Genomic DNA, 24,277 nt, shown 5'->3' on the forward strand with positions numbered 1-24,277 from the left:
AGCGCTTATTATCCATACAAGCAATTTAAGAGGGATTCCCAACGCTTGGCATTTTTGCTTTTACTCCAGTTTTAGTGTTTATGGCACAATGCTGAATCTTTGTATTGCTAAGCAAGTTAATTGGGAGTCATGCGCTACTCCAACTTGAGAAGGTAGTACAAGTGGAAACTAGAGTTAAAAAGTCGGTTCGGTATCTTACCTTGGGTATTCTTATCTACCCGTTTCTTTACATGATACTCAATTTTATTATCCCGATTCTAATGGTGATTTTGGGCGAAGTTGGTCGCTCGTTAGTTGAAATTCTTGAATATTTCACTTGGTTTATAATGCCTTTTTTTTCGGTGCTCTATTTGTTAGCTTTCTATCATTTTTCACCCATGTTAGGTAAGTGGCATCAATGGGTTGGGTATGCTTTGGTTTTTGCCGCTGTGCTAATGGAAATAGCGATGCCCTGGATGGAATCTGGTCTGGTGTTTAAGACAGCATCTTTTCTATGTCAGCTTTTCGAGATAGGCATTTTGGTTAGTTGCCTGTTCGTTTTTAGCAATAAGTTGAGGCCAAATTCTGAGCTTGGAAGTAACGTATAGCAAGTCTGAGCCTCATCTTACTAGATTGGAGTGCTTATTATCCATCCGAGCTGTTCAAGAGTGATTCACAACACACGGCATTTTAACTATGCCTTTGTATTAGCCATTTAAGAAGTATAAGGCTGCTTCGGCATTGCGTTACTCCGCCTTGAACAGGGCGCACCACTCATCGTGTTGAAATTCATATTGCATCCCCGTTTCAGGGTAAATCGAGACCTATTTCCTTGCCTGAGAAATGAGCAAAAGTAGTATGTGCTTTAGAACTCTACTTCTAGTCAATTTTTCAGGTCATACGTGAATATACTTCTGATCATACCTACAATTTTTTTAGCTAAATTTATTGGTTTGCAAATGGGATTCACCTATAACCTGTTTTCAGATCCGTTCAGTCTTAAGCTTGCTCTGATTGACCTTAGTTTATTTGTCTTTGTCGGTGCGGTTCTTAGTTTTATTTACGATAAGATCAAACATGCACTCAAGAACGTCAGGAAAAATTAGCCCGACATAGCATTTAAGACTAATGCCCAGCGCTGTTGTTTTCGGCTTACTTCAATCTCAGTGTTTATGTAACAATGGTTTAAGGTCTGGTCATAACGTCACTCACACCTATACATAGTGTTGCTTTCTACGAGGGAATGAACATGAAACAAGGAATTTTAAAGAATCTGAAGCTGGCATTAGGTGTTGGTGTTGGTTTTGGTGTTGCCATTCATCAGTACTTTTTTATGACGGATGGTGCGTTTGATTTCTATCGACCACTTGTGGCTTTTGCTTTTACGTTTGTAGTTAGCAGTATTGGTACACTTCTAAAAGAAAGAATCATGCGTAACAAGGAGACTAATGGAGCATCATGACTAAAATCTACTTCGTATGTGGCTTTATTGGCTCAGGTAAAACTACTTACTCTAAAGCGCTTGCAGAAAAGCATGGTGCCTTTCGTTTCTCGATTGATGAGTGGATGATTCCTTTGTATGGCGAGCATATGGAGCGTGAAGTTTTTGATCGCCGGCTGGCTACGTTACAAGGTTTATTCAAGGAGTCTGCAATGCAGCTCTTTTCCTTGGGTGTCCCGGTGATTTTTGACTTCGGTTTTTGGCGTAAGTCCGACCGAGATTCTTTTATAAGTTGGGCATCAAACCTAGGCGTGGGCAGCGAAGTTCACTACCTTGATGTTCCGTTTGAGACTTGTAAGCAGAGAGCATTTAGCCGCAACTCGGAACTCAATGGCAAGTCTTATGAAGTGACACCTGAAATGTTAGATCTGTTTTGGTCTTGGTTTGAGGTTCCCACTTCAAATGAAAATGTTATTTGGGTTCAACAAGAAGCTCAAAAAGGTATGCAGTCAGGCGCGAAGGTGAGTGGCCTTTTTGCTATCTAGCTTATGTTCTAAGTCTCACGTTACATTGGGTTTATGAAAGTCTGAGTTGTCCATCGAATAGTCGTGTAACAAGGGCATTTCTCATGCCGTATTTTTGGTAATTAGTTCTTCCTGTCGATTATCGAATTTGTCCTAAACCCACTATAAGGCAGGGAACCCCAATGAATAGAACGCTATGGTTCGCACTCATTTCGCTTTTGTTTTCAATGACAATGGTATTTTGTACATACAGTTATGGCATAGAGAGCCACGTTGAAGTAATCACACTCACTTTAGTACTGTCGGGCCCTCTGATTTTGACCTTTGGGCTTGTTGTCATTTTTTGTGGCGCACCAGTCATTAGCAAGTACAAGTTACTTGGAACCATCGCAATTTGTGTGCATGGATTTACAGCCTCACTGCATGTGCTGTGGAACGGATTTATGTTCGTCGATGTGATTAATAAACAAGGCTTAGGTCCGGGACAAGGTTATTCTGGCTTGATACTTTGGGTTGGTAGTATTAAGGCGATGCTACTTGGTTTGGTTGTGGGAGTATGCCTGCATTACTTACTACGATTATTTAGAAAGGCCGCTGTAAGATAGCTGTTGCCTAGTTAATGGGTTGTTCGTTGTCTATAGGAGTTGTCACTGTGTTTTATAGTAAGGAATTCAACAAGGGATTGCTGCACATCCTTGTTGCGATAAGTGCTTTCATTGTCGTTACCTCGGATAATAACCCCGGGACATTAGTCGCTCACGCCATCAATGGTTTAATTGCTTTGCTCTTTTTCTCCATGACCATTGAGGTCAAAGACAATGTACTAGGTTGGTATTTCGGCTTTGGTTTTTGGCGTAAGAATGTAGAAGTGTCAGACATTACCGAGACATCGTTTTATCAAAGCAAGTGGTATCAAGGTATTGGTATCCGAATGCTGAGCGATGGTTGGTTGTATAATGCATCGATAGGTTCAGCGCTTAAGTTAAGCCTAAGCAATGGAAAGCATGTTTACATTGGTTGTAAGGATACGGACGGTTTAAAGCTGGCCTTGAAAACCGCTAACGAACAGATAACTCAAAATTGATTTACGAGGCTTGGCACTTTTCGTTTAAAGTTGGGCTAATGTTTAAGGTTCTATGCTTTAAGTGAGCTGGACTTTAATATCACAACAAATGAATCGGAGGTTGAATGGACAGAGCAATCAAAACACATTTCGACGAGTATCCCGATGATGTTCGAGCTCGGCTTGAAGAGTTGCGTTCATTAATCTTTGAGCTTTGCTCTGATTTGGATTTAGGTGAAGTCGAAGAGTCTCTGAAATGGGGCGAGCCGAGTTACAGCGTTAAGACGGGCAGTCCAATTCGAATCGATTGGAAATTGAAGTCACCAAACAACTATTACTTGTTCTTTAACTGTCAAACGAAGCTAGTCGACACATTCAGAGAATTGCACGATGGCACATTGGTATTTCAAGGTAATCGGGCAATCGTCTTGAACCTAACTGAACCACTTCCCAAAGCACCAATCAAGCAGTGCTTAGAGTTAGCCTTAACTTATCAACAACGAAAACATCTACCGCTTCTTGGCGCGTAATTCTTATGTGTTGTCATTATATTTCTTAAACAGGTTTTCTGTGTTCTAGCTATCACTCTTTAAAGTGCTAAGACTGTACCATCTTGATTAGTATCAAGAGGCTAGGGAATCTCTATAACCAACGCTGATTGTATTGCTTACCGTTTAAAAAGGTGTTCTAGTCACCTTGTATTTCAGTCTTAAAAGGAAGTTGCATGAATTTAGATAAAGCCAAGAAACGTATCGCAAAGCAGGTTAAAAAAGGCGACCACGGATACCCAAAAATCACGTTAGCGTACTACGGAGCGACCAAAGATCTCGCAACGGAAGTCGCAGTTCAATTTATGCTGGGTGAGGGCGATGGTGTTCAAGAAGAGCGTTTTTCTTGTGAAACCGAAATCCGAGATAATGAGTTAGTTCAAACGACGTTACTCAAGATAATCGAGCGAGCAAATGTTAACTCAGTGATTGAAGTTGAAGGCGTGGCTGTTCTTTAGTTTGCTTTAGCCTGGAAACGAAGCCAACACGAGAACTCAGGTGTATAATCCGCATTTTTATCAAATTGGGCAGGACGCATGGCGATCTCGTTTGAAACTCAAAGACTAAAAGTAGAAGAAGTCGCAGGTGAACTTACTGTTCCTGAACGTTCGGCTCTGCTTGAGCGAGTACCTGGCATTCTAATCCCGTCAGTCGTTGAAAACCTTCCACCATACTTTCATGGTATTGTGTCAGGTGAGCTGGCTGAAATTTGGCTCGACCGAATGTTGTCGGGGAGCCGCTTACTTCAAGTGAAATCCAACGATAATCAATTGATTGGTTTTCTGTTCGCTTATGTAGAAGACGAAAGTGATGCTCATATTGGCTACTTGCTTGCAGAAGAGTTCTGGGGCAAGGGTTTAGCGAGTGAGCTACTGAAGGGTTTCATCACAGAAGTCGCTAAAATGGAGTCATGGTCAACACTGATTGGCGGTGTCGATCGTTCAAACATATCCTCTGCCAACTTACTTAAAAAGCTAGGTTTTGTTGAGCAAGCCTCTGACAAAAGTGCCGTGGTTTTCTATGAATATAAGCTTTCTCGTCTTAACTCTTAATTCTTAACTCTGAGCTCTCAGCTCTTAATTTCTAATCCCTAACTCAAGCCACATCTGCGTTATACATTCATTGCCAATGTTTACGTCAATTGATAGGGAAGAAACCTTATTACACCATTCAACTGAGAACCGAGAGCAGCGAGTCTAGTTAACGTGGGCTAATTCGGCACTCTGTGTTTCATTAGCGACTCTCCAATCGCCCCCTAAGGCTTTATAGAAAACAGGCTTTGTATCCACATTAGACCATACTGGTTTAGCGACCTCGACCATCTACCATTACGATGATTGTTTTAGAGATGATGCTGAGATCAGCGGCAATCCAAGACTTAACCGAACATAGGCTTAGTGCATAACTGTGGTCAAAACCTACTTTACGACGTACATCATCAATACAGGTGTCGTAACCTTGATTTACTTGTGCAAGCCCTGTAATACCAGGCATTACACCGTATGTACGGTCGGCAAAGTAAGGAATTTCGTTCTCTAGTTTGGTGTAAAAAGTAGGGCGTTCAGGGCGCGGGCCAATTAGAGACATTTCACCTTTCAGTACATTGATCAGTTGTGGTAGTTCATCAAGACGTGTCTTTCTCAAAAAGCGGCCAACAGGCGTGATTCGTGGGTCATTCGCGGTAGCCCAAACTGCACCAGAGCGAGTTTCTGCATCCTCGTACATGCTACGGAATTTCATGATCTCAAAGATTTCCATTTTCTCCGGTGTCGATTTACCAACGCGCAATTGACGGTAGAAAATAGGGCCACGAGAAGTGAGTGCAATCGCCATCGCAATCAACGGAAATACGGGCGCTAGCAAAATCAAAGCAATCAGTGAGCTTACAAAATCGAAAGTACGTTTAGCACGTGAGATTTTGTATTGGTATAGGTTTTGGGTAGATAGCTGTTCGATGTTCATCATAATAAGTCCTTAATGATTTGCTCGTGTCCAAGGTGAGTTTTCTAGTCCGATTAGGTAACGAATGCCACCAATGAAGTTGGCGTAGTGTCCAACTATCAAATAAGAGATTAATGAAATAGGTTTGTTTACTAGACGCTTTGGCAAGATGCAGCCAAGGACGCCAATGGTATAAACGGCAACTTGAGCCCATAACAGCGCTTCAAATACCAAGTAGTTGCTAAGTAAGATTGAGCACACTAAGCACACAATCATTAAATAGGGAGTGAGTAGGCGAAGTCCTTTTCCTGAAAAGAACGCAAACGCGATGCCTTTAAACTTCGGGCTGAACAAGGCAAATAATCGAATCGCTTGTTGCATGTTGCCCGCTGAAATACGAAGTCTTCTTTTGAAGTCTGTTTCTAGGTTCGATTCTTCTAGCTCTAATGCAACCATTTGGGTTTCGTATTCGGCGATGTAACCTTGTTTAACGATTTGCATCGGTAAGATGAAATCATCATTAATAGTGTTGAGTGGAAGCAGTTCAAACAGGTGTGTTCTAAACAAGTAGAAAGCGCCATGAGAACCCAAGCTAGAACCTAATGAAGCCTCAGACTCTTTAACCGCGGTTTGGTACTGCCAATACGTGTTTTCGCCTTCATTGCCTGTTGGACAAAGTTGATACGTTGCGTTTACCACTCCAACCTTGTCACTTTCAAAATGAGCGGCAGCTATAAGCAAAGCATCCAATGAAATAAGGGCAGAAACATCACTCATCGCCGTGATATCACTGGTTATACGTGTCACTTCTTCATTAACAACCGCGACTTTACCTCGGTTTACTTGATGGTCATGTATCTCAAAATAAACATCACTGCACATCGCTTCTTGGATGGTCATTTGTGCAATGGCGACTGTGTTATCAGTGCAACCATCGCAAGCGATAATGACTTCCAACTTCTTTTTTGGGTAATCGAGTGAAGCAAGGTTACGAATCTTGTCTGCGATCCACTGTTCTTCGTTAAATGCAGGAACAAGAACGGTGATGGTCGGCAACGTGCAATCTTGCTGTTCCTCTTTGTAGCAACGATGACTCTCTTCAACTTTGCGTGCGGGGTGGCTTTTCGCATACCAACGCAGTAACAAAGGGTAGGCTGCGTGATGATAGACAATCAACGCACCTGAAAACAAACAAAGTCCCGCAAGCAACCAATCAATCATGCGTAAGCTCCTTCTGATATATCGTTGTAAGACGAAACCATTTTGATGATGTCGAATTTTTCGAGTACGTAACGACGAGGTGACAAAAAGCGTTCATTTTGCTTTTCTAATAGCGCACTAGCTAACCCCACAATGCTGCCGCTTTTGACGAGGGCGCCGCTGACTGGACATAAGGTTTCATCGACGGCACCAACGTCCATTGCGACGGTTGGAATATTGCATGCTTGAGCTTCAAGTGTAGAAAGCGGCAGCCCTTCGTGGCGTGAAGGTAGGCAGAACGTATCCAACGCTCCGTAAAACGTGGTCATGTCTTCAACTAAGCCAAGAAAGATGACTCGGTCACTCAGATTCAAGCGGCTAGTCAGTTGCTCTAGTTGATTGCGTTTAGTACCGCCGCCAGCCAATGCGACAACCATGTTTGCAGGTAAAAGAGTCAGTGCTTTAATAAGTTGGTCTTGGCCTTTGACATGTTCTAGTCGACCTGCACAACCGATGATGTGTTTGTCTGTCGGCAGGTTTAGTTTTGCTCTCGCGTGTTCTTTCGACATCGGCTTAAACTTCTCACAATCAACGCCATTTTTGATGGTAATGATGTTCTCATAAGAAAAAGCAGTGCGTAGTTGGTTATAAACACGTGTCGCGTCGGCAACTAACGTTGGTTGAGCAGCTTTTAAAGCAAGCGCTTGTAATCGACGATGTTTGTTGTTGTTCAGATGCCAAGCGTCATGTTCGGTATGGATTCGAGTTGGAACCCCGGTTACGCGAGCGGCATAACCAGCGTATAACAGTGGGCCAATATGATGGGTATGAACCACATCAGGGCGAATCGCGTTGAAGGCTTTAATTAGCTTAATAATGATATTGAATTGTACGCCTGGTGCTTTATCCAAAAAGACGATTTGCTTTTTGTATGGCTCTAGCTTCGGCCAGTTGTTTATAGACTCTTGTTTAGTACCCTCTAAACTGACAATCAACACTTGGTCTGTTGGTTTAGCAAGGCGGAGCAAATCCAGAGTTAGGGTTTCTAATCCACCCGGTGCAAGGTGCTGAACAACGTGTATGATCTTTTTGCCATGCTTCGTTAAATGCGTATTCATAGTTTGGACCCTGCCTTTATAATTGTTGTTTCGCCTTTCTGACGTTTCTATTGAAGTAAATTCTTTAAAACGTTTAACTACACAAGGAGATTGCAGAAGTTGTGCCAACTAAATAATCTTTATTTTTCAGTTACTTATGTTATTCAATTCCAGTGCGGTTTTCATTTCTCAAAATGGGAATCAAAACAAAATACGATTGAATGGCAGGTTGAATCATAGGGCTTGGGTAAATCGAGAGTAGCATTAGAACTTGGGGCTTTAAACAAACAAAACGCCAACCGAGTGTTGGCGTTTTGCTCTAGGATGCACGAAGCTTGGAAATTAGAAAGCTGTGAATCTAGCAAGTCAAAAATGGCTTTGAGGCTGACTAGCTCATTTTAGGGATCACCGTTATCACAGGGACACCCAAGATATCTTCGATTTCGTCTTTGCGTTTGATTGAAGAATCAAACAGTTCAAACAATACCGCTAAACCAATACCCAAACCGATACCTGCAACGAATCCAGCCAGAATAAAAACAAAAGTCGGCATGTTAGATTTGACACTCGGTGTGAAAGGCAAATCGATAATCTTCACACGTTTGTTTTGCTCGAATACACCAAGCGAACCCGTTAGTTGAGCCATTTCATAACGCTCTGTCAGTTCATCATATAGTTGACGTTTGATTTCAACTTGACGTTTAAGGCGGTACATCTCTTTTGCATTTTCGCCGAAGTTATTGGCCTTGTGTTCTAATTCGAAAATCATAGTTCGAAGGCTTTTGGTCTCTTCAGTTAAAGACTCAAAGCGAGCACGAACCAGCTGTAGGCTGTGTAATTGAGTGACCAGAAGAGGTTGGGTATCAGAAAGTTTGTTCAGTGTCGTACTACTTGCGATGTCCCAAAGCTGGTCGCTGTTCATCGTTGGCTGGGTTACCTCGAGCAAACTCTTACGTTCATTCTCTAGTCTGTCTAGCTCACGCACTTTAGCTTGCACAGCACTGTGCTTGTCCGTGTATTTAGCTTGTAACAAGGTAAGGTCGCTACGAATGTCGATGATCTGGTCTTCTAATTTACCGATCACAGGGTTGGTTCTTGAAAGTTGTTGGTCGATTGACCCTAAACTTTTTTCGACACCCGATAACTCGGCCTCTTTTTCTGCCAGTGTTTGTTTTAGTGAAGCTAAGCGATTCAAACTTTGGCTCTGTACCTCAGGCGTCGAATGAACATTCTCATTCATGTATGCAGCTAGCGCTTCTTCTGCTTCTGCAAGCTCTGCGCTACGTTTGTCGATATGGATTTTCAAGAAGTTACTTGAATCTTCAATCGATGAACGTTCCGGTGCGAGTAACTGTTCAATGAAATGTTCACTTACCGAGCGCAGCGTCGCTTCCATTCCATTTGGTGTGTTCGACGTTAGACTTATCTTTAGAAAATCTTTTCCAAGCTGAGTCACCGTTAGACGTTGAGACAGGTCAGTAATGATCTCTTGTTTCTCAATTTCAGGCATATCTGGCGTGGTTAATTGCAGTTCATCAGCGACCGAGTAAAGCACATGTCGACTGTGAAGCAGTGTTCTTAATGCGTTAAGCCGATCTTTGAGCATCGTCGAAACGGCAATGTCTTCCAAGAATGGATTCATCTTGGCCGTTTCTTGAATCAACATACTGGTATGCGCGTCATATTTAGTTGGAGCCAACTTGCTCACACCAAAGCCTACAAAGGGCAAAATAAGCATTGGCAGAACGATAACGTAGCGTTGGCGCCACATCGCATTGATGATGACTAATAACCGCAATTTCAGATTATTCATAATAGCTCCAACATCCAATGTACAAAGTTACCACGGTTCTCCCAGCTCTCTTGTTCGACGACAGAGATAGGTGAATTGCTTAGTTGGCGTGCATGATCAAGCGCCCAAATCATTTGGTTGGCACTGCCAACCGTGGTCACGTGCTCTTGGTATGGAACCAAAGCAGGGAACGGTGTTGTGATAATGGGTGTGCCCGCCGCAAGGTATTCCATTAGTTTGAGTGGGCTACACGCTCGGATCTGCTCGTTATCAACAAACGGCAACAAGCTCACATCCCAGTGTTGAGAATAGCTTGGTAGCGTGTGGTGTGGACGAGGGCCAAGGTAATGTACGTTACTCAACTTAGGCAGAATGAGCGTATCAAGCTCGTTTGGACCTATGAAAACAAAGTCCCATTCCGGCATCGCATTCGCAACATGATCAATCATTTCATAATCAAGCCACTTAGAAAGGCTGCCATAAAAACCAGCAATAGGGCGGCGGTTGCTTGGTAAATCTTTTGCTCTTGGTGCGGGTGTTGAAAATAGGTCTACGTCGACACCATGTGGTAGCAAGTGCGCTTTATGCTTTGGAAATTTATCCATCAATTTTTTGCTAGCCGCGAATATAAGCGTTGATTTTTCGATTAGCTCTGATTCGTGCTGTGCAACGGTGTCATGATCAACACCAGCCAGCGCGCTAAAATCATCACCGCAGTAATAGACCACAGATGACTCGCCTAAGTGTCCGCACAAATCAACAGCGGTCGGAAGAGAAGTCCATAGGATAGGCGCGTTCAGATTAAGCTCCGCAATAATCGGTTTTAGTTGGTGCAACATCATTTGCTGAGCCAACTTTCTAGAAAATTTAGAAGCAGGCGCAGGGATTGTCTTTAAGTTAACGATAGTAATGTTGTCGTGTCCCTCAGAGTCGAGCATGTTTTGAGTAACGGCTTTGGTTTTACCAAACAACTTGTTGAACGCTCGGCTGGCATCTTTAGCGGACAGCTTCGGTTGTCTTAAGCCAATAGAGTTGACCCATAAGACTTTGTGTTGCTTAGCAAGGTGACGAACTAAATGTTGAGTCGATGAAGGTAGGCCACCAAAGTCTTCACCAAATACGATTAAATCACGCATGGTCACCTCCATGAGTCTCTAACGAATCGAACATATCGGATTCTGTCACTTCAACGGGTTTAATGTGACCGACAACTCGAGCTGGGTTACCGCCTGCGATTGCAAAAGCCGGGATGTTCTTTGTTACTACGCTGCCTGCGGCTATTACGGCACCTTCGCCGATGGTTACGCCACCTTTAACCGTCACATTCGTGCCTAACCAAACATCGGGTTCAAGAATGATGTCACCGATTTGCTGAGGGTCGTCACCTTCACCTAGCGCTCGGCGTTTTGCATCAAGCGGGTGTCCAGAGTATCCAAATAGAAAAGCGCCGCCTGCGATTCGTACGTTGTCAGAGATAACCACTTTACCTCCAACAGCGATAGTCGACTGCCAACCAATGTCGACGTTATTGCCAATCGACAATAGTGGGTGTTCCAAGCCTTCAAGTTGTTGAGTACAACCAGAGAATGTCGTGTGGCCAGAGATACGGCAGTTGTCGCCAATCGTAATTTGCACCGGACCGCTGACGAAAGGCAGTCCACCATACAAATACAGGCGTTTGCCACATTGAGCCACACGACCTTTGAAAGCCGGAGTCCAGTAGAAGAATCGCGTAAAGCCAGAAACCAGATTCACCACTAGCTTGTGCGCTTGATATAGACAGCGATTAAATAGTTTAGGGGTAGGTAGCTCTGCGCTTCTGATGTTTTTTAAAATGAAAAACACATTTCTAATTCGAGAATTAGGATGAAACTTAAGCCAATGTTTGAATTGATGTATAGATACTGACGTCATAATGAAAATCCTCTTTTTTGTTATATAGAAGTACTTTCATATATTGTGCCATCTAATAAATATAATATTTTCAATAGGTTAAAATGTGTCTTTTAGGTTTTCTCATTTTGACAGGCAGTTTGAGATACATTTGAGACGCAAACTGTGAGTGCTGCGAGGATATAAATCGGCCAGTTGAAGCCTTGAGTCAAAAATGTACCCGACACGATTGTTCCAATCAGACCTGCATAGATCGCATAGGCGACCGCATTGAGTTCGGGGGCGATTTCTGTGGCCGAGTTTTTTAACCTCGTTAGCGTAGAGCGAGAGGTTTTGATCAAAGAAACGATAAGGCAGACAAAAATGATCAGACCAATAAAGCCTGTTTCTGCCAACACACCAAACCAGGTACTGTGAACGGCGTGATTCAGTCCGTCCCAATGGGAACTGTAAAAGAAGTAGTTCGAGAAGAAGTTGTTCAACCCTACGCCGGTCAGTGGATTCTCAACTGCCATCTTTATTGCTGCTTCCCAAGCATAGATTCGACCCATTGCAGATTCATCGATACCTTGTTCAGCGGCACCACCAGAAGATCTGTCTGAGATACCAGCAACTAAATAGAGCACCACGGCCGCGACAGTTCCCACTGAGATTAAGAGAACTTTAGAGCGCACTAGCTTCCACGCAAAAATACCAATCACCGCAATACAACCCAGTAATCCGCCACGGCTTTGAGTGGCAATAATGGCGGCGAGCAGTAACAGACAAACTAAGGCACTGATTAAACGTTTGGATCGTGAGATGCCAGTCGTGGTGGCTTGGCTTATTGTAAAGGCGAGTGGGAACATCAGTACCAGTGCTAGGTCGTTCGGGTCACCTAACATAGAGCCAAAATCGCGGCCAATAGTCACGCGTGAGCCCTCGACAAGCCCAATACCATTTACTGAGTTGTACACGGCAATAGAGCTGACTAAAGCGCCAGCGTAGATAATCGTCATCGCGGTTTTTGCGAGATTTTCCGTGGTATTTACTAGCCAAGTAATCGCAAGCGTCATCACGATAATTTTCCAATAAACGCCCTTGAATTCTGCCAGTGCTATTGGCCTGTTAGACGCGAAGACAATACCAATGAGAACCAATACCCAAAATATGGCGAGCCAATTTAAACAAGGGTGCCAGAAGATTTTAAGTTCTTTACTGATTAATGCATGCCATAGAAGAGCCGACAGAGCGCCTAATGAAAGCATCAGCGGTATTTTTAGCGAATAGAGCTGAGGTATAGCTTCGTGAATTCGGAAAAATGAAAAGACAACGAACAATAGAACTAACCAGAATGTCTTGTTTAACACGAATAAGCCGGCTAATGGCACAAGAGCGAGCGCCACAATGACAGCAGGGTGAGGCACAAAGTACCAAACAACACCAAGCCCAACACACAAGGTGCTGATCGTGATGATGACTGGCAATCTATTGGCTTCAGGGTTGACCATTGTGACCTCTATTGGCAAATAAACTCTTTAGGACTCGGCTCGTAATCTTTTTAAGACGTAGTTACGCCTGATGTTAAAGATTGCAAAGTGAGTGCCAGTTATGCATTTTGTTTAACTTACTGATTTAATGTTGGATTATTAAGTGAGGGCGTAGCCTTGAGGTGAGTTTTGTCATTTTGAGAATCAGTATAAAACTGTCTAAAGTACTTAAATCATCAAGCCAAAATGAACAGTTAACTACAAAGACGAGTATTAACGGTCGAGTTGATAGATTTCCAACAACTGTGGGACAACGGCTTGTGGTGAGTATTGGTTTTTCACGGTTTCTATCGCGTGACTCTTGAGAGAGTCACGTTGTTCGCTCGTCAATGACATCCACAAAGATAAAAACTGTTCTAGCTCAGCTTCTGAATTTGCAAGGTAGCCGTTAACTTGATGCTCGATGAGTTGAGGCAAGTTACCAACTGAGGTGGCGAGAACGGGAATGCCACGAATCATGGCTTCTAATGCCGCCATAGGTAAGCCTTCAAAGCGAGAAGGGATGATTAACAGATCGATTTGGCTCCAGACGTCGTCCATATTGGTCTGATGCCCATGAAAGGTCACATTATCAGGCTGCGATTTAACTAAGATGTCCATTTCTGGCCCGTCACCAAAAAGCTCAAACCGAACATCAGGAAACTGTTTGGCTAATGCAACAAATCGATCAGGCGCTTTTTCATGGCTCAATCGCCCCACAAAACCAACATGGAATGGGCTTGATGAAGGGGAGCTTGTTAACCCGGTTGGCATTTTAACAAAGTTATTCAATTGATGGGTTTGACTCGGCACTTTCGCTTTAATCTTTTCACTGACCACGAGCGACTGATCAGAAAGAAAACTGCTGTAACGGTCGAGCCAATCATAAAGCCATACTTTGCCTGTTGGGGTTTCACCTGCGTGATAAGTGGTGATTTGCTTTGTGTTGTTGAAACGAGGCGGAAGCTTGATTAACTTGCTGACCAAACTGGCTTTGTAACCATGAGCATGGATAAGCCTTGGTTGATAATGTTGAACTGCACGTTTCAGCTGTGTCGCGCTATTGCCATTTGAATCTACAGAACATGAGGCTAAATCGGAGAGGTAACTAAAAGGGATGTTCAGCGCATTCAACTTTTCAACGATGATCGCTTCAGGATTAAACTTAGTCAAAAGAACGATACGAACAGCCTCTGAATACTGAGCGCTTTCCGATATCAGGCCTTGTGCTAATTCTAAAACATGCGTTTCTATGCCTCCAAAAGTTTGGCTGTCGATCAACAGCCAAATCTCATGAAGGTTTATGTCGAGTACACCTTGGTTAGGCTTGATTGTACTCATCTTCCGATTCCCAAGCCTGTTTCTTACGATAAACAGTAGAAGGGCTAAGTTCTAGCAGCACAGCAGCGTTTAACACATTCCCATCGCAATGATTGATGGCATGTTGAATGGCTTCACGTTCTATTTGCCACATTGGACGAATAGCACCTTCGCTTGTGGTAAATGCAGGCGTCATCGGCTCATTGTGAGCTTGAGCAACTGACGATTGTTCCAACTCTTCCGGAGTAATCGGTGGCAACTTAGCTTCTGGTGCTTCAACAACTGCAGGTTGAGGCGCAGTTACTCGAATTGGTGTCACTGATTTAGATGATGGAGCGGCATCTACTTTATTAATCGGAGGCGGTAACATGTCTTTAGTCACGCTCGTTTCATTGTTCAACACCACTATGTTACGGATGATGTTTTGCAACTGACGCACATTGCCTGGCCACGCATAACGTTTAAGTAGATTCTGCGTTTCTTTGTCTATTGATTTAAACTTCTTCTTATCTTGCTTCGCGTACAGCTTCAAGAAATGATTGCAAAGAGTGACAATGTCACTCCCTCGCTCGCGAAGCGGTGGCATTTCGATAGGCACAACGTGAACACGATAGTAAAGGTCTTCTCTAAAACGTCCTTCTTCTACTTCAACCAGTGGATCGCGGTTGGTCGCACAGATAATTCTGACATCCACTTTAATCTCGCGGTTGCCACCGAGTGGAGTAAACGTACCAGTTTGCAAAAATCTGAGGAGCTTCTTCTGCATCTCCAGTTCCATTTCACAAAGCTCATCGAGAAATAGGGTACCGCCATGCGCTTGCATTGCTGCACCTTTCCGGTCGGTTGTCGCACCGGTAAACGCACCTTTAACGTGACCGAAGATTTCACTCTCCATTAGGTCTCGAGGGATAGCGCCGCAGTTAATGGCCACGAAGGGTTTACCATTACGCTGACTCTCTTGGTGAATCGCTTCCGCACACACTTCTTTACCTGTACCACTTTCGCCGTTAATAAACACGCTGGCAGTGGTTGGTGCTACCGAATCAATGATCTTGTAAACCGCCTGCATGGGTAGGCAAGAGCCAATGAAATTATGAAAACGATCACGATCGAATTTGCTTTGCATGTTATCGACGAGGTTTTCGAGTTTCGCTCTTTTTAGATGCAAGCTAACAGAGGTCTTGAGTCGATCGGCTTGAATGGGTTTCTCTAAGAAGTCTTCTGCACCGCGTTGGATAAGGTCTACCGCGATGTTTACTGAACCATGCGCTGTCGCGATGATGACAGCGGTCGGTATTTCGTTAGCAGTAATCCAATCTAAGACTTCTTCGCCTGGCATGTCAGGAAGCTTAAGGTCGAGAATCACAAGCTGTGGAGAGTGCCTTTCAATGAAGGTCTTAGCTTCCGCGCCGGTTTCGACGTGGAAAATATCATAGGGCTCGTCTTTTACGTACTGCTTGTAGAGTACGGCGAGTGAGGTGGAGTCTTCAACTAACAATACCTTAGGGCGCATTGTGTATTCCTTTTGAAACTTTATCCTAACCAATCAATAACATAGTGATATGCAACCATCAATACGAGTCTTGTGTATTTGTTATCTACCACATGCAATCTTTTAAGAAGCGGCCTGTATAACTTCTCGCATTGCTGTTCATGATGGAGCCCATCTTATGGCGACTATATTAATAACGACTGTTTTGAGTTTTTAATCTGATACCGATAATGAACATGCAAAGCTAGCTGAAGCCTGCCTCTTTCCTTTCAAGCAAGGCTTTTATTGAACGCTCTGCGAGCTCTAGTAATTCATCAACTTGTCGAAATGCCGCATCATGACTCTGTTCTAAACATAGCTTTTCTAAAGCTCGAGCTAATTCACCCAAAGGGCGATTACCTAACGAAAGCGCTGTGCTGCCGAGAGTGTGGACCTCGAACTCAAGTGTTTGAGCGTCTTTCTGCGTGACTGCCTCTTTTATAGCGACCAAGCGTGTTTGTGATTCTTCGACATAATGGTCGATCAAGATAGGGATAATGTCCGCACTTGTATCGCGAATCATTTGCTCCAGAACGCTTCCATCGACAAGCTCGCTCACTTGTTGTGAGTTTAGATTTGTAGCTACGTCTGACGCTAAAGTAGAATTCATCAAACTAAGTCCTTTTATTGAGCTTAATATCTGTTAATACTATTAAGTTTTAGTCATTTTCTAGAATAATTTCAACTGGTTGCCGTACAAATAGAGCATTTAATTGGCATCTCACTCATCTTGCTATTGGGTTTGTGACAAACCTAACGGACTGATTTTATTTTGTTTTCTCTTATGAAATATAAACTTAGGTGCCTATAAAGCCTAAGGTGCGGGTAGATCTCAGAAGAAAACGAGCCCGATACAAATAAAAAAGACCACTGCAGTGAATTAACAACAGTGGTCTTAGAGCGGGGTAAGCAGTTTGGGCTAATCTAAATAGCGATAACGCAAATAGCGATAATTTAAACAGCCGAGCTTTAAATCACGAAAAGTAGGACTACGAAGCTTTATCAATCTTTGGCTTTGGGTCGGCTTCTACTTCTTCCTCGCGACTTTCTGAGAAGATATCAGCAACAGCGCTTCTCTCTAGTTCACCTTTTAGATTACCGTCTTCATCAACAACTGGAAGAGAGTAGTCACAAGACATAGTATCTGGTAGCACTTCTTCAATCACCGCATCTGGTAAGATGGCAGGGACTTCTTCGTATATCTCATCACTAAAATCATGTACCGATGAATCTTCAACTGCGTCTTGTAGACTTTCTTGTGTGACTAGGCCTTGATAGCCGTCATCTGTTACGTGATAAGCGTAATCGTTTTTAAGCATCTTCATTTGTGCCAAAGCACCTTCAATTGTTTCTGATGTGATTCGATACAGAGGAGGCTGCATAACGGTTTCAACGGTCAGTGCACGAGCACGGTTTACGTCTTTCACGAACGCTTCCACGTAATCATCGGCTGGATTTAGCAGAATCTCATGTGGTGTGCCTTGTTGTACTAACTCGCCGTCTTTCAAAATTGCGATTCTATCGCCTAGGCGGAGTGCTTCGTCCAGATCATGTGTGATGAAAACAATCGTCTTATGAAGCTTCTCTTGAAGTTCAATAAGCTGGTCTTGCATTTCACTTCGAATCAAAGGGTCGAGTGCCGAAAAGGCTTCATCCATTAACAAGATTTCAGCGTTAGTACACAGAGCGCGCGAAAGCCCAACACGTTGTTGCTGACCACCTGAAAGTTGCGCTGGGTATTGCTTGCCGTAACCTTTTAAGCCCACCGTTTCTAACCATTCGTTGGCTTTCGCTAAACGGTCTTCTTTTTTGATGCCTTGTACTTCCAACCCGTACGCAACGTTTTCAACCACAGTGCGATGAGGCATTAAGCCAAAGCGTTGGAATACCATCGACATTTTATGACGACGGAACTCTTCTAGCTGTTTAGTGTTGAGGCTCATCACATCAATGCCTTCAACCATGATTTTACCTTGAGTCGGGTCAATCAAACGGTTGAAGTGGCGGATCAGCGTCGATTTACCCGAGCCAGAAAGCCCCATGATAACGAAGATTTCACCACGGTTAATCTCAAGGTTGATCTCTTTCAAACCAACGGTATGACCCGTATCCGCAAGAATCTGATCTTTGTGTTCGCCGTTTTGAACTCGGTTCATAACAGACATTGGTTTCGGTCCAAACACCTTGTACAGACCACTAATTTCAATCAATGGTTTAGTCATGCTTGAATCCTCCTAAATGCGCATTAGTTCTTCTTGCGTACGCTTGTGAAGCGCGGTCAAAAAGGATTGCGAGGGCAACGATGGCGAAACCATTCATCAAGCCTAATGTGAAGTACTGGTTAGTAATCGATTTGAGAACCGGTTGTCCTAGGCCTTTCACACCAATCATGGATGCGATAACAACCATAGACAGTGCCATCATGATGGTTTGGTTAATACCCGCCATGATCGTTGGCATTGCTAGAGGAAGTTGAACACCCCATAAGCGTTGCTTTTTGCTCGCACCGAAAGCGGTAGCGGCTTCAAGGACTTCTTTATCAACTAAGCGTATGCCTAGGTTAGTTAGACGAATTACAGGTGGGATCGCGTAGATAACCACGGCGATTAGCCCTGGAATCTTACCGATGCCCAGTAGCATTACCACTGGAATCAAATAAACGAACGCAGGCATGGTTTGCATGATATCAAGCATCGGCGTAACAATTGACTGAGCTCGATTTGAACGAGCCATCGCAATACCAATCGGAATGCCCAAGAATATTGAAACCAAGGTACATACAGTGATGATACTGAGCGTCCGCATGGTGTCTTCCCACATTCCAAAGTAACCAATGAGAAGTAGAGAAGCAACACAGCCTAGAGCCAGTTTCCAAGAACGGCTTGCTGCGTAGACAAGGCTGGTACACACAGCCAGGACTATAATCCAAGGTGTTGAGATAAGGAGTTTTTCAAACCAAACGAGGAATGAAAGAAGAGGGTCAAAGAGAGATTCAATCATTTCGCCGTATTCACGGGAAAATTCACGGTATGCGCCATCTAGCGTCTTTTTTATGGTTCGTAAATCACCGCGTTCCATCTCTGGAAAGCTTGATAACCAATTGCTGTCAGCCATTTTATATCCTTATAGTTCGGAGCCACTTGTCCATGCGATAAGAAAATCGCTAATGAAAAGGGCTCCGAATCATGAATAACATCAAGTATAGCGACGTTATTTCTGTTTTATTGTTGAAGCGTAATTACTTGTTATTAAATCAAGCTCTTACAGCTCTGCTTCAACTTTCTTAGCCACTTCTTCAGAAACCCATGGGTGCCATACTTCTGGGAATTCACTTAAGAAATGCAGACTCGCTTCTTCGCCATCAGCTTGGTTGTCTTCCATCCATGCAAGTAGCGAGTTCATTTTGTCGTTCGTGAAACCACGTTTAGTAAAGTAGTCGTATGCTTCAGGAGCACGTGACGCAAAACTTTCAGTGGTAATCGTGTGAACAGGTGAAGGCGGGTACATGGTCGCTTTTGGCGATTCACAATCTTCTTTAGTGGTACAGTTAAGGAACTCTTCCTCATTAACGCCACTGCCAAAGTCGACTTTAACCATGTCGTATTTACCTAGCACAGCCGTCGGTGCCCAGTAGTAACCAAACCAAGCTTCTTCACGTTCATAAGCTTTTGCGATAGAGCCAGATAAGCCGGCACTCGAGCCTGGATCAACAATCGTGAAACCGCTGTTTTCTAGCTCAAGAGCATTAAACAGGTTTCCGGCGCTGATCTGACAGTTCCAGCCTGCAGGGCAGCTGTAGAATGCAGATGTATCTGGGTCTTCAGGGTGTTTAAATAAGCTTGCGTTTTTGCGTACGCCTTCGATGGTTGCCATTTCAGGGTACTGTTTTACTAGGTAAGCTGGAACCCAAAAGCCTTCTTCGCCGCCGTTCACAAGTGCTTTACCTGCGTAGCGAAGACGTTTTTCTTCAACACCTTTATCTAATGCGTCTTTTAAGCTGTTGCTCCAAAGTTCAGGTGCAACATCAGGCTGGCCTTTTTCGATCATAGACGTGCCTGTTGGCATAGTGTCGCCAGGGATAAGTTCAGCATCACACCCATAACCATGTTCAAGGATGAATTGGTCGATATTGGCGATCAGTGTTGCAGAGTTCCAGTTCATATCTGCGATTGTTACGCTGCCACATTCTCCAGCGTTAGCATTACCGCTGGCTGCTGCTACTAACAAAAATACGGAGCTTAACTTGTATTTCATATTGAGTTTCCTTTCTCTTTAATAATACAACTAAGGTAACCAAGGTAAATTGATTATCTAAATTGCTCGATGGTGATCCTTTCCGTGTATTTGAACCATTTGAGCAGAAGGAGGGATGGGTGAAGTTTGAATAGATAAACGTGCAAAGTCAGTGAAGTGTGATTTGCCAATTCATCCACTGTGTTTCAACAGCCATCGGATAACTTTGTCAAACTATTACAAATTCGTCAAAAACCACCTCTATTTATAATCTTAGGGAATAATCGTACGAATTCCATCTTTGATTCGATTTACATGGCACTTTAACCGTCTGTGTCACATTACCGCTAAAGTTAGGCGTGGGGCTGTTGATTTTTGAAGGGATTTAAAGGGGGTAAGACCATGATTGATGTGTGTGAAATGCGTTGAATGGTTTTTAAAATCTTATTTTTAATAATAACTTCGCCAAAAATACCCAATTTGGTTTTGAGTTATTCAGAGCTTTTGGAGCTTGAAGTCTAATAGGATAGGTAGCTGTCATGGTTTAATGACAGCCAGAAAGTAGCAAAAGAAAGTTACATCGGAAGGTTCAAAAACTCATTTTGATACAGCTTGTTTGCCAAGCTATCGCGAAGCTTAGCGGGGATAAATTTCATTCGATTGATTTGTCTGACCAACTCTTGTGCAAAGCTAGGCTTTTGTTTCATGTTCATCACGCAGCCCATTAGGTTGATACTTTGTGCATCAAGCAGCTTTTTCGCTTGTTCTAGGTGGTGACTCGACGTTTCACCATAGGCGACAACCATCAATGTGCTGTCACAAGCACTCGCCACAGACTGAGCCGGAATGTTGCCTTTGTTTATGTTGAGAAGCGGTGAGGTATCAATGATGACTCTGTCGTATTTCTCTAACCATTTGTTGACCACGTTTTGTAACGTTGTCGGATCTTTATAAGCCAATTGCGTTGAAGCAACTTGTGGAGCAGGGACACCGATAAATGTACGCTGAGATTCAACATGTTCAATCAATTGACCTTGCTGATTATCTTCTAGCATATTCAAATCTTTGAAAGCAGGGTTGAATAAGTTGAGATCAACATAAAGCGTAGAATAACCCGCAAGAAGAAAACGCTCGGCTAATGCGGTTGCAATAGATGTTACGCCGTCACCTGAATGGCAGGCGGTGACGCATATTGATTTTTGGCCGTTAAGTTCAGAAGCTAAATACAGTTGCTCGACTTCGGCATGGGTCGCTGAAATAGTCATTATAAAGCTCCTATTAATACGATGGTCGTGGTGATACGCAGTATGTCATCAAGTCCGACTCGTGCTTTCTCAATAAAACTTTCGCGACGGTCTGGAATGTAAATCGTGTCACCGGCGCGCAGCACCGGCAGGTTGTAAATGTTCGCCGTTTTGCTGAATTCAACAAGGTCAAAAGTACGAGCCTGACCTTGGCAACAAGACATATTGACGATGGTAATTTTCTCTACGTAAGCATTGTCGGTAGGGCCTGCAGCTTCTGCCAGAATATCTAGAATGGTCATGTTGTCGTTGAATACATAACGCCCTGGGTTGTTAATCGCACCAAGCACACGAACGGTTTCTTCTTTCGGTGTATCTAACCAGTTTTTGCCTTTCTCTGGGATGTAAATCGTGTCGCCAGTGGTTACGTTTGGCAGTAACGATTCGTCACCGGTTTCGAAGTACAGTGATAAGTTAAGTTTGCTTACTTGCGAATAGGTTTTGTCACGATGCGTTACTCGAACATTGTGGATGTCGGCATCCTTTGTTGGGCCATCAGCCGCTGACAAGATATCAAGGAAGTGCATGTCTTTGGTGAAGCGGTAACGACCAGGCGCATTCACTTGTCCAAAGATGTAGATCGAAGCATCAGAGCTTTGACGAACCCATTGTGATTTATTGTCTGAAGGATCTTGTGGCAAGTCGTGAACGCGCACGATAGAACCCGCTCGAATTTGTGGCATTTGATCACGTGGCGCACCATTTCGAATAAAATCATCAAGGTTAAACACAACCAACTTTCTACCAGTCACGACTTCAATTTTTGATGTGTCTGCGCGTAGCGTAGGGCCGCCGACGTGTGCCAATAGCCCCATGAAGTTCATTTCATCTGACCATTCAATACGACCAGGTCGATTCACCTCACCAATCACGTTAACCGCTCGGTCTGGCGTAATTTTCAACCAAGACTTCTCGTTCATGTCGGTTTTCTCGGGAACGAAAATCGCGTCACCAGCTTTGATGCTAGGAGGGTTAGAGTTAGGTAAGCCTTCAGTGTAAGCCGCTAAATCGAATTTAAGCACTCTGCCATCTGCTTTGATAACACGGATTTGTCGTGACTCTGCAAATCGAGTTGGGCCGCCCGCATTCGCCAAGATATCCATAAAGGTCGCGTCTCTTTTGCCTTCAAAAGCACCAGGGGCTGCGACTTCGCCCATTACGTAAACCATGTTGGCGCCGGATTTGATCTCTTCTTCTTGCTTGGGAACGAAAATGGTCGCACCCGGGCGTAAAATTGGAAGCAGACTTTCGTCACCAGAATCTAAGTAACGTTTTAGGTTGAATAGCGTTGGGGTGTTGTTCGAAATCACTCGGATTTGCTCAACACTGGCATAACGAGTTACGCCGCCCGAACGCATAAGTACGTCGACAAGGTCGGTGTTCTCTTTGTAAGTGAACGAACCCGGCGCGTTCACCTCACCAAACACTTTGATGGAGTTACGAGAATCAGCACTGTCACCTGAGTTAGCAAGCTTTGCTGCATCGAACTCTTGCTCGATGTTACCGACTAATGGAGAAGCTGGAACGAATAGTGAATCCAGTGATTGAAGAGTAGGTAATGTTGACTCGTCTCCTGAATCAAGGAATCGTTTGTAGTTAAACTCTTTCTTATCCGCGCCTCGCTTAAGAATAAGCTTGTCCAGTTGCGCGCCCGGGCGTAAACCACCCGCAGCGTAAAGTGCCATTTGGATGCTAGAACCTAATGCGAGAGTGTATTCGCCAGGCTGTTCTACATAACCTTGCACATAGATAATGATTTGCTGCTCTTTTACATACACTGAAGCGTTCGAAAGATCTTTATAAGCGGTTGCCAGCGACTCTAGAACGACTTTGTTAAGCTGTTCGCTGTCGTAACCTGCAACAAACACAGCGCCTACTTCAGGAAGGGTAATACGTCCACGCTTATCCACCTGGAAACCAGTGTTTAAGGTGCTTTCACCGGGTACATTAACTTGGATAAGGTCACCGACTTGAACCGCGTCTGAAAACTCGTCGTTAGCATTGACAACATTCGCAAAGCTCAACGACAGGGTGATGATAAAAGCGATTAAGGATTTCATATTCCACCTCCCATTTTCTCGGCATTCTTAGGCGAGATAACTTCGATACTTACTCGGCGGTTAGTTAAACGTGTGCCGTCAGATTCGCCTTCAAAAAGAGGGACGGTTTCGCCAACAGATACGGCTTTGATTCGTTGAGCGCCTAGTCCAAAAATAGTCAGGTAGCGTTCGACTTGTTTCGCTCGTCCAAGTGCTAACTTGTCGTTGTATTCTTCGGCACCCGTTGCATCAGCATGGCCGGTAACAACAAGGTCTAGGGATTTGTGTTCTTTAAGTAAAGTGGTCGCCTCGGCCAGTCTTCCCATATACTTAGGATTTACTTCAGTCGAGTTTTCCGCAAATTGGTTGTCAACATTAAGTAGGTCATACAACTGTTCAATAACCGACAGTTGCATTCTAAATTGATTTTCATTTTGTGGTGGCTCACAGCGGGCTTGTGAAGTTACGTAATCCAGTTGGACCTCAAGTTCATTTAGGCGTTTTCTTTGGATTACTAAGTCGTTGGCTGCATCCAGTAGTAGACCACCTTGAAGTTCGCGAGCAATACGATTTTGCTTTTCGATTGCTTGAACAACAGCAGCGGGGAAACACCAACGAGCACCTTCTTGAATCAAAGCATCAAGGTGCAATTTAGCGAGCTGCCAATCAAAGCGTAATCCATGTTCCGGACCAAGAGGCTCGTCTGGCATGACAGGAGAGAAGTCTGAGTTTTGATAGTTAATAGAATCGTAACTTTCAGCCAAACCCCCTGTGCCTTGTTCAGGATAGCTAGTACAGCCACCCAGAACGAGAGCGGACAGAGAAAGGGCTATGTAGTTTTTCAGTATTTTCATGCCAACGTCC

24 protein-coding genes are annotated in these 24,277 nt (G+C 43.8%); 8 read left to right on the top strand and 16 right to left on the bottom strand.

From position 1 onward, the window contains the following. The first annotated feature begins 161 nt into the window (after positions 1-161). The 8 genes from AB4384_RS15410 to AB4384_RS15445 all read left to right on the top strand — a co-directional run bounded on the left by AB4384_RS15410 (position 162) and on the right by AB4384_RS15445 (position 4,607). Positions 162-587, top strand: a complete 426-nt coding sequence (locus AB4384_RS15410) for a hypothetical protein (RefSeq protein ID WP_372129772.1) — start codon at positions 162-164, stop codon at positions 585-587. Positions 588-1,228: 641 nt separating this feature from the next. Further along, positions 1,229-1,441, top strand: coding sequence for a hypothetical protein (locus AB4384_RS15415; protein ID WP_372129773.1), 213 nt, complete (start codon positions 1,229-1,231; stop codon positions 1,439-1,441). Beyond that, a complete protein-coding gene (locus AB4384_RS15420; RefSeq protein WP_372129774.1) occupies positions 1,438-1,965 on the top strand; it encodes an AAA family ATPase in 528 nt (175 codons plus the stop codon). The genes AB4384_RS15415 and AB4384_RS15420 overlap by 4 nt, the downstream gene beginning before the upstream one ends. Before the next feature lie 161 nt (positions 1,966-2,126). Then, the gene (locus AB4384_RS15425; RefSeq protein WP_372129775.1) at positions 2,127-2,549 is read left to right on the top strand and encodes a hypothetical protein; all 423 of its coding nucleotides are present in this window, start codon (positions 2,127-2,129) and stop codon (positions 2,547-2,549) included. A 14-nt stretch (positions 2,550-2,563) separates the two neighbouring features. Continuing rightward, positions 2,564-3,028: a hypothetical protein gene (locus AB4384_RS15430; protein WP_372129776.1), complete on the top strand. Its 465-nt coding sequence runs from the start codon at positions 2,564-2,566 to the stop codon at positions 3,026-3,028. Between the two features lie 104 nt (positions 3,029-3,132). Next, positions 3,133-3,537: a DUF1801 domain-containing protein gene (locus AB4384_RS15435; RefSeq protein ID WP_372129777.1), complete on the top strand. Its 405-nt coding sequence runs from the start codon at positions 3,133-3,135 to the stop codon at positions 3,535-3,537. 194 nt (positions 3,538-3,731) lie between these two features. Then, the gene (locus AB4384_RS15440; protein WP_017063905.1) at positions 3,732-4,013 is read left to right on the top strand and encodes a hypothetical protein; all 282 of its coding nucleotides are present in this window, start codon (positions 3,732-3,734) and stop codon (positions 4,011-4,013) included. 78 nt (positions 4,014-4,091) lie between these two features. Continuing rightward, positions 4,092-4,607 carry a GNAT family N-acetyltransferase gene (locus tag AB4384_RS15445; RefSeq protein ID WP_372129778.1) on the top strand — a complete coding sequence of 172 codons (516 nt, stop codon included), beginning with the start codon at positions 4,092-4,094 and terminating at the stop codon, positions 4,605-4,607. 253 nt (positions 4,608-4,860) lie between these two features. Here AB4384_RS15445 and AB4384_RS15450 read toward each other — a convergent pair whose 3' ends face one another. The 16 genes from AB4384_RS15450 to AB4384_RS15525 all read right to left on the bottom strand — a co-directional run bounded on the left by AB4384_RS15450 (position 4,861) and on the right by AB4384_RS15525 (position 24,267). Then, positions 4,861-5,520 carry a sugar transferase gene (locus AB4384_RS15450; RefSeq protein WP_017063903.1) on the bottom strand — a complete coding sequence of 220 codons (660 nt, stop codon included), beginning with the start codon at positions 5,518-5,520 and terminating at the stop codon, positions 4,861-4,863. Positions 5,521-5,529: 9 nt separating this feature from the next. Then, positions 5,530-6,717 carry a glycosyltransferase family 2 protein gene (locus AB4384_RS15455; protein WP_017059581.1) on the bottom strand — a complete coding sequence of 396 codons (1,188 nt, stop codon included), beginning with the start codon at positions 6,715-6,717 and terminating at the stop codon, positions 5,530-5,532. Then, on the bottom strand, positions 6,714-7,814 hold the full coding sequence (locus AB4384_RS15460; RefSeq protein ID WP_372129779.1) for a glycosyltransferase: 1,101 nt from the start codon (positions 7,812-7,814) through the stop codon (positions 6,714-6,716). Before AB4384_RS15460 ends, AB4384_RS15455 begins: the two co-directional genes overlap by 4 nt. Before the next feature lie 367 nt (positions 7,815-8,181). Continuing rightward, positions 8,182-9,606, bottom strand: coding sequence for a Wzz/FepE/Etk N-terminal domain-containing protein (locus tag AB4384_RS15465; protein ID WP_017063900.1), 1,425 nt, complete (start codon positions 9,604-9,606; stop codon positions 8,182-8,184). Next, entirely contained in the window at positions 9,603-10,721 is a 1,119-nt protein-coding gene (locus AB4384_RS15470; protein WP_372129780.1) for a glycosyltransferase, read from the bottom strand. Before AB4384_RS15470 ends, AB4384_RS15465 begins: the two co-directional genes overlap by 4 nt. Further along, the gene (locus AB4384_RS15475) at positions 10,714-11,499 is read right to left on the bottom strand and encodes a DapH/DapD/GlmU-related protein (protein ID WP_017059585.1); all 786 of its coding nucleotides are present in this window, start codon (positions 11,497-11,499) and stop codon (positions 10,714-10,716) included. The genes AB4384_RS15470 and AB4384_RS15475 overlap by 8 nt, the downstream gene beginning before the upstream one ends. A 92-nt stretch (positions 11,500-11,591) precedes the next feature. Further along, a complete protein-coding gene (locus AB4384_RS15480; RefSeq protein ID WP_372129781.1) occupies positions 11,592-12,968 on the bottom strand; it encodes an O-antigen ligase family protein in 1,377 nt (458 codons plus the stop codon). Between the two features lie 252 nt (positions 12,969-13,220). After that, entirely contained in the window at positions 13,221-14,327 is a 1,107-nt protein-coding gene (locus AB4384_RS15485) for a glycosyltransferase family 4 protein (RefSeq protein WP_372129782.1), read from the bottom strand. After that, positions 14,308-15,819: a sigma-54 dependent transcriptional regulator gene (locus AB4384_RS15490; protein WP_136978470.1), complete on the bottom strand. Its 1,512-nt coding sequence runs from the start codon at positions 15,817-15,819 to the stop codon at positions 14,308-14,310. The genes AB4384_RS15485 and AB4384_RS15490 overlap by 20 nt, the downstream gene beginning before the upstream one ends. 223 nt (positions 15,820-16,042) lie before the next feature. Further along, positions 16,043-16,447 (bottom strand): Hpt domain-containing protein, encoded by a 405-nt coding sequence (locus AB4384_RS15495; protein WP_372129783.1) that lies wholly within the window; start codon positions 16,445-16,447, stop codon positions 16,043-16,045. A gap of 379 nt (positions 16,448-16,826) precedes the next feature. Next, positions 16,827-18,059 (bottom strand): glycine betaine/L-proline ABC transporter ATP-binding protein, encoded by a 1,233-nt coding sequence (locus AB4384_RS15500; protein ID WP_372129784.1) that lies wholly within the window; start codon positions 18,057-18,059, stop codon positions 16,827-16,829. Then, a complete protein-coding gene (locus tag AB4384_RS15505; RefSeq protein ID WP_017059591.1) occupies positions 18,052-18,951 on the bottom strand; it encodes a proline/glycine betaine ABC transporter permease in 900 nt (299 codons plus the stop codon). The genes AB4384_RS15500 and AB4384_RS15505 overlap by 8 nt, the downstream gene beginning before the upstream one ends. 147 nt (positions 18,952-19,098) lie before the next feature. Further along, positions 19,099-20,091: an ABC transporter substrate-binding protein gene (locus AB4384_RS15510; RefSeq protein ID WP_017063893.1), complete on the bottom strand. Its 993-nt coding sequence runs from the start codon at positions 20,089-20,091 to the stop codon at positions 19,099-19,101. Positions 20,092-20,645: 554 nt separating this feature from the next. Next, on the bottom strand, positions 20,646-21,335 hold the full coding sequence (locus AB4384_RS15515; protein ID WP_372129785.1) for a chromosome partitioning protein ParA: 690 nt from the start codon (positions 21,333-21,335) through the stop codon (positions 20,646-20,648). Further along, on the bottom strand, positions 21,335-23,434 hold the full coding sequence (locus AB4384_RS15520; RefSeq protein ID WP_102320213.1) for an SLBB domain-containing protein: 2,100 nt from the start codon (positions 23,432-23,434) through the stop codon (positions 21,335-21,337). The genes AB4384_RS15515 and AB4384_RS15520 overlap by 1 nt, the downstream gene beginning before the upstream one ends. Beyond that, the gene (locus tag AB4384_RS15525; RefSeq protein ID WP_102320212.1) at positions 23,431-24,267 is read right to left on the bottom strand and encodes an OmpA family protein; all 837 of its coding nucleotides are present in this window, start codon (positions 24,265-24,267) and stop codon (positions 23,431-23,433) included. Before AB4384_RS15525 ends, AB4384_RS15520 begins: the two co-directional genes overlap by 4 nt. Positions 24,268-24,277 lie beyond the last annotated feature (10 nt).

The sequence above is a fragment of the Vibrio sp. 10N.261.51.A4 genome (genome assembly GCF_041471945.1).
GTDB classification, from domain to species: Bacteria; Pseudomonadota; Gammaproteobacteria; order Enterobacterales; family Vibrionaceae; genus Vibrio; species Vibrio crassostreae_C.

Coding starts and splice junctions, on each gene's coding strand:
- AB4384_RS15415 (WP_372129773.1), top strand. CDS start 1,229: ATGAAACAAGGAATTTTAAAGAATCTGAAGCTGGCATTAGGTGTTGGT.
- AB4384_RS15420 (WP_372129774.1), top strand. CDS start 1,438: ATGACTAAAATCTACTTCGTATGTGGCTTTATTGGCTCAGGTAAAACT.
- AB4384_RS15425 (WP_372129775.1), top strand. CDS start 2,127: ATGAATAGAACGCTATGGTTCGCACTCATTTCGCTTTTGTTTTCAATG.
- AB4384_RS15430 (WP_372129776.1), top strand. CDS start 2,564: ATGGGTTGTTCGTTGTCTATAGGAGTTGTCACTGTGTTTTATAGTAAG.
- AB4384_RS15435 (WP_372129777.1), top strand. CDS start 3,133: ATGGACAGAGCAATCAAAACACATTTCGACGAGTATCCCGATGATGTT.
- AB4384_RS15440 (WP_017063905.1), top strand. CDS start 3,732: ATGAATTTAGATAAAGCCAAGAAACGTATCGCAAAGCAGGTTAAAAAA.
- AB4384_RS15445 (WP_372129778.1), top strand. CDS start 4,092: ATGGCGATCTCGTTTGAAACTCAAAGACTAAAAGTAGAAGAAGTCGCA.
- AB4384_RS15450 (WP_017063903.1), bottom strand. CDS start 5,520: ATGATGAACATCGAACAGCTATCTACCCAAAACCTATACCAATACAAA.
- AB4384_RS15455 (WP_017059581.1), bottom strand. CDS start 6,717: ATGATTGATTGGTTGCTTGCGGGACTTTGTTTGTTTTCAGGTGCGTTG.
- AB4384_RS15460 (WP_372129779.1), bottom strand. CDS start 7,814: ATGAATACGCATTTAACGAAGCATGGCAAAAAGATCATACACGTTGTT.
- AB4384_RS15465 (WP_017063900.1), bottom strand. CDS start 9,606: ATGAATAATCTGAAATTGCGGTTATTAGTCATCATCAATGCGATGTGG.
- AB4384_RS15470 (WP_372129780.1), bottom strand. CDS start 10,721: ATGCGTGATTTAATCGTATTTGGTGAAGACTTTGGTGGCCTACCTTCA.
- AB4384_RS15475 (WP_017059585.1), bottom strand. CDS start 11,499: ATGACGTCAGTATCTATACATCAATTCAAACATTGGCTTAAGTTTCAT.
- AB4384_RS15480 (WP_372129781.1), bottom strand. CDS start 12,968: ATGGTCAACCCTGAAGCCAATAGATTGCCAGTCATCATCACGATCAGC.
- AB4384_RS15485 (WP_372129782.1), bottom strand. CDS start 14,327: ATGAGTACAATCAAGCCTAACCAAGGTGTACTCGACATAAACCTTCAT.
- AB4384_RS15490 (WP_136978470.1), bottom strand. CDS start 15,819: ATGCGCCCTAAGGTATTGTTAGTTGAAGACTCCACCTCACTCGCCGTA.
- AB4384_RS15495 (WP_372129783.1), bottom strand. CDS start 16,447: ATGAATTCTACTTTAGCGTCAGACGTAGCTACAAATCTAAACTCACAA.
- AB4384_RS15500 (WP_372129784.1), bottom strand. CDS start 18,059: ATGACTAAACCATTGATTGAAATTAGTGGTCTGTACAAGGTGTTTGGA.
- AB4384_RS15505 (WP_017059591.1), bottom strand. CDS start 18,951: ATGGCTGACAGCAATTGGTTATCAAGCTTTCCAGAGATGGAACGCGGT.
- AB4384_RS15510 (WP_017063893.1), bottom strand. CDS start 20,091: ATGAAATACAAGTTAAGCTCCGTATTTTTGTTAGTAGCAGCAGCCAGC.
- AB4384_RS15515 (WP_372129785.1), bottom strand. CDS start 21,335: ATGACTATTTCAGCGACCCATGCCGAAGTCGAGCAACTGTATTTAGCT.
- AB4384_RS15520 (WP_102320213.1), bottom strand. CDS start 23,434: ATGAAATCCTTAATCGCTTTTATCATCACCCTGTCGTTGAGCTTTGCG.
- AB4384_RS15525 (WP_102320212.1), bottom strand. CDS start 24,267: ATGAAAATACTGAAAAACTACATAGCCCTTTCTCTGTCCGCTCTCGTT.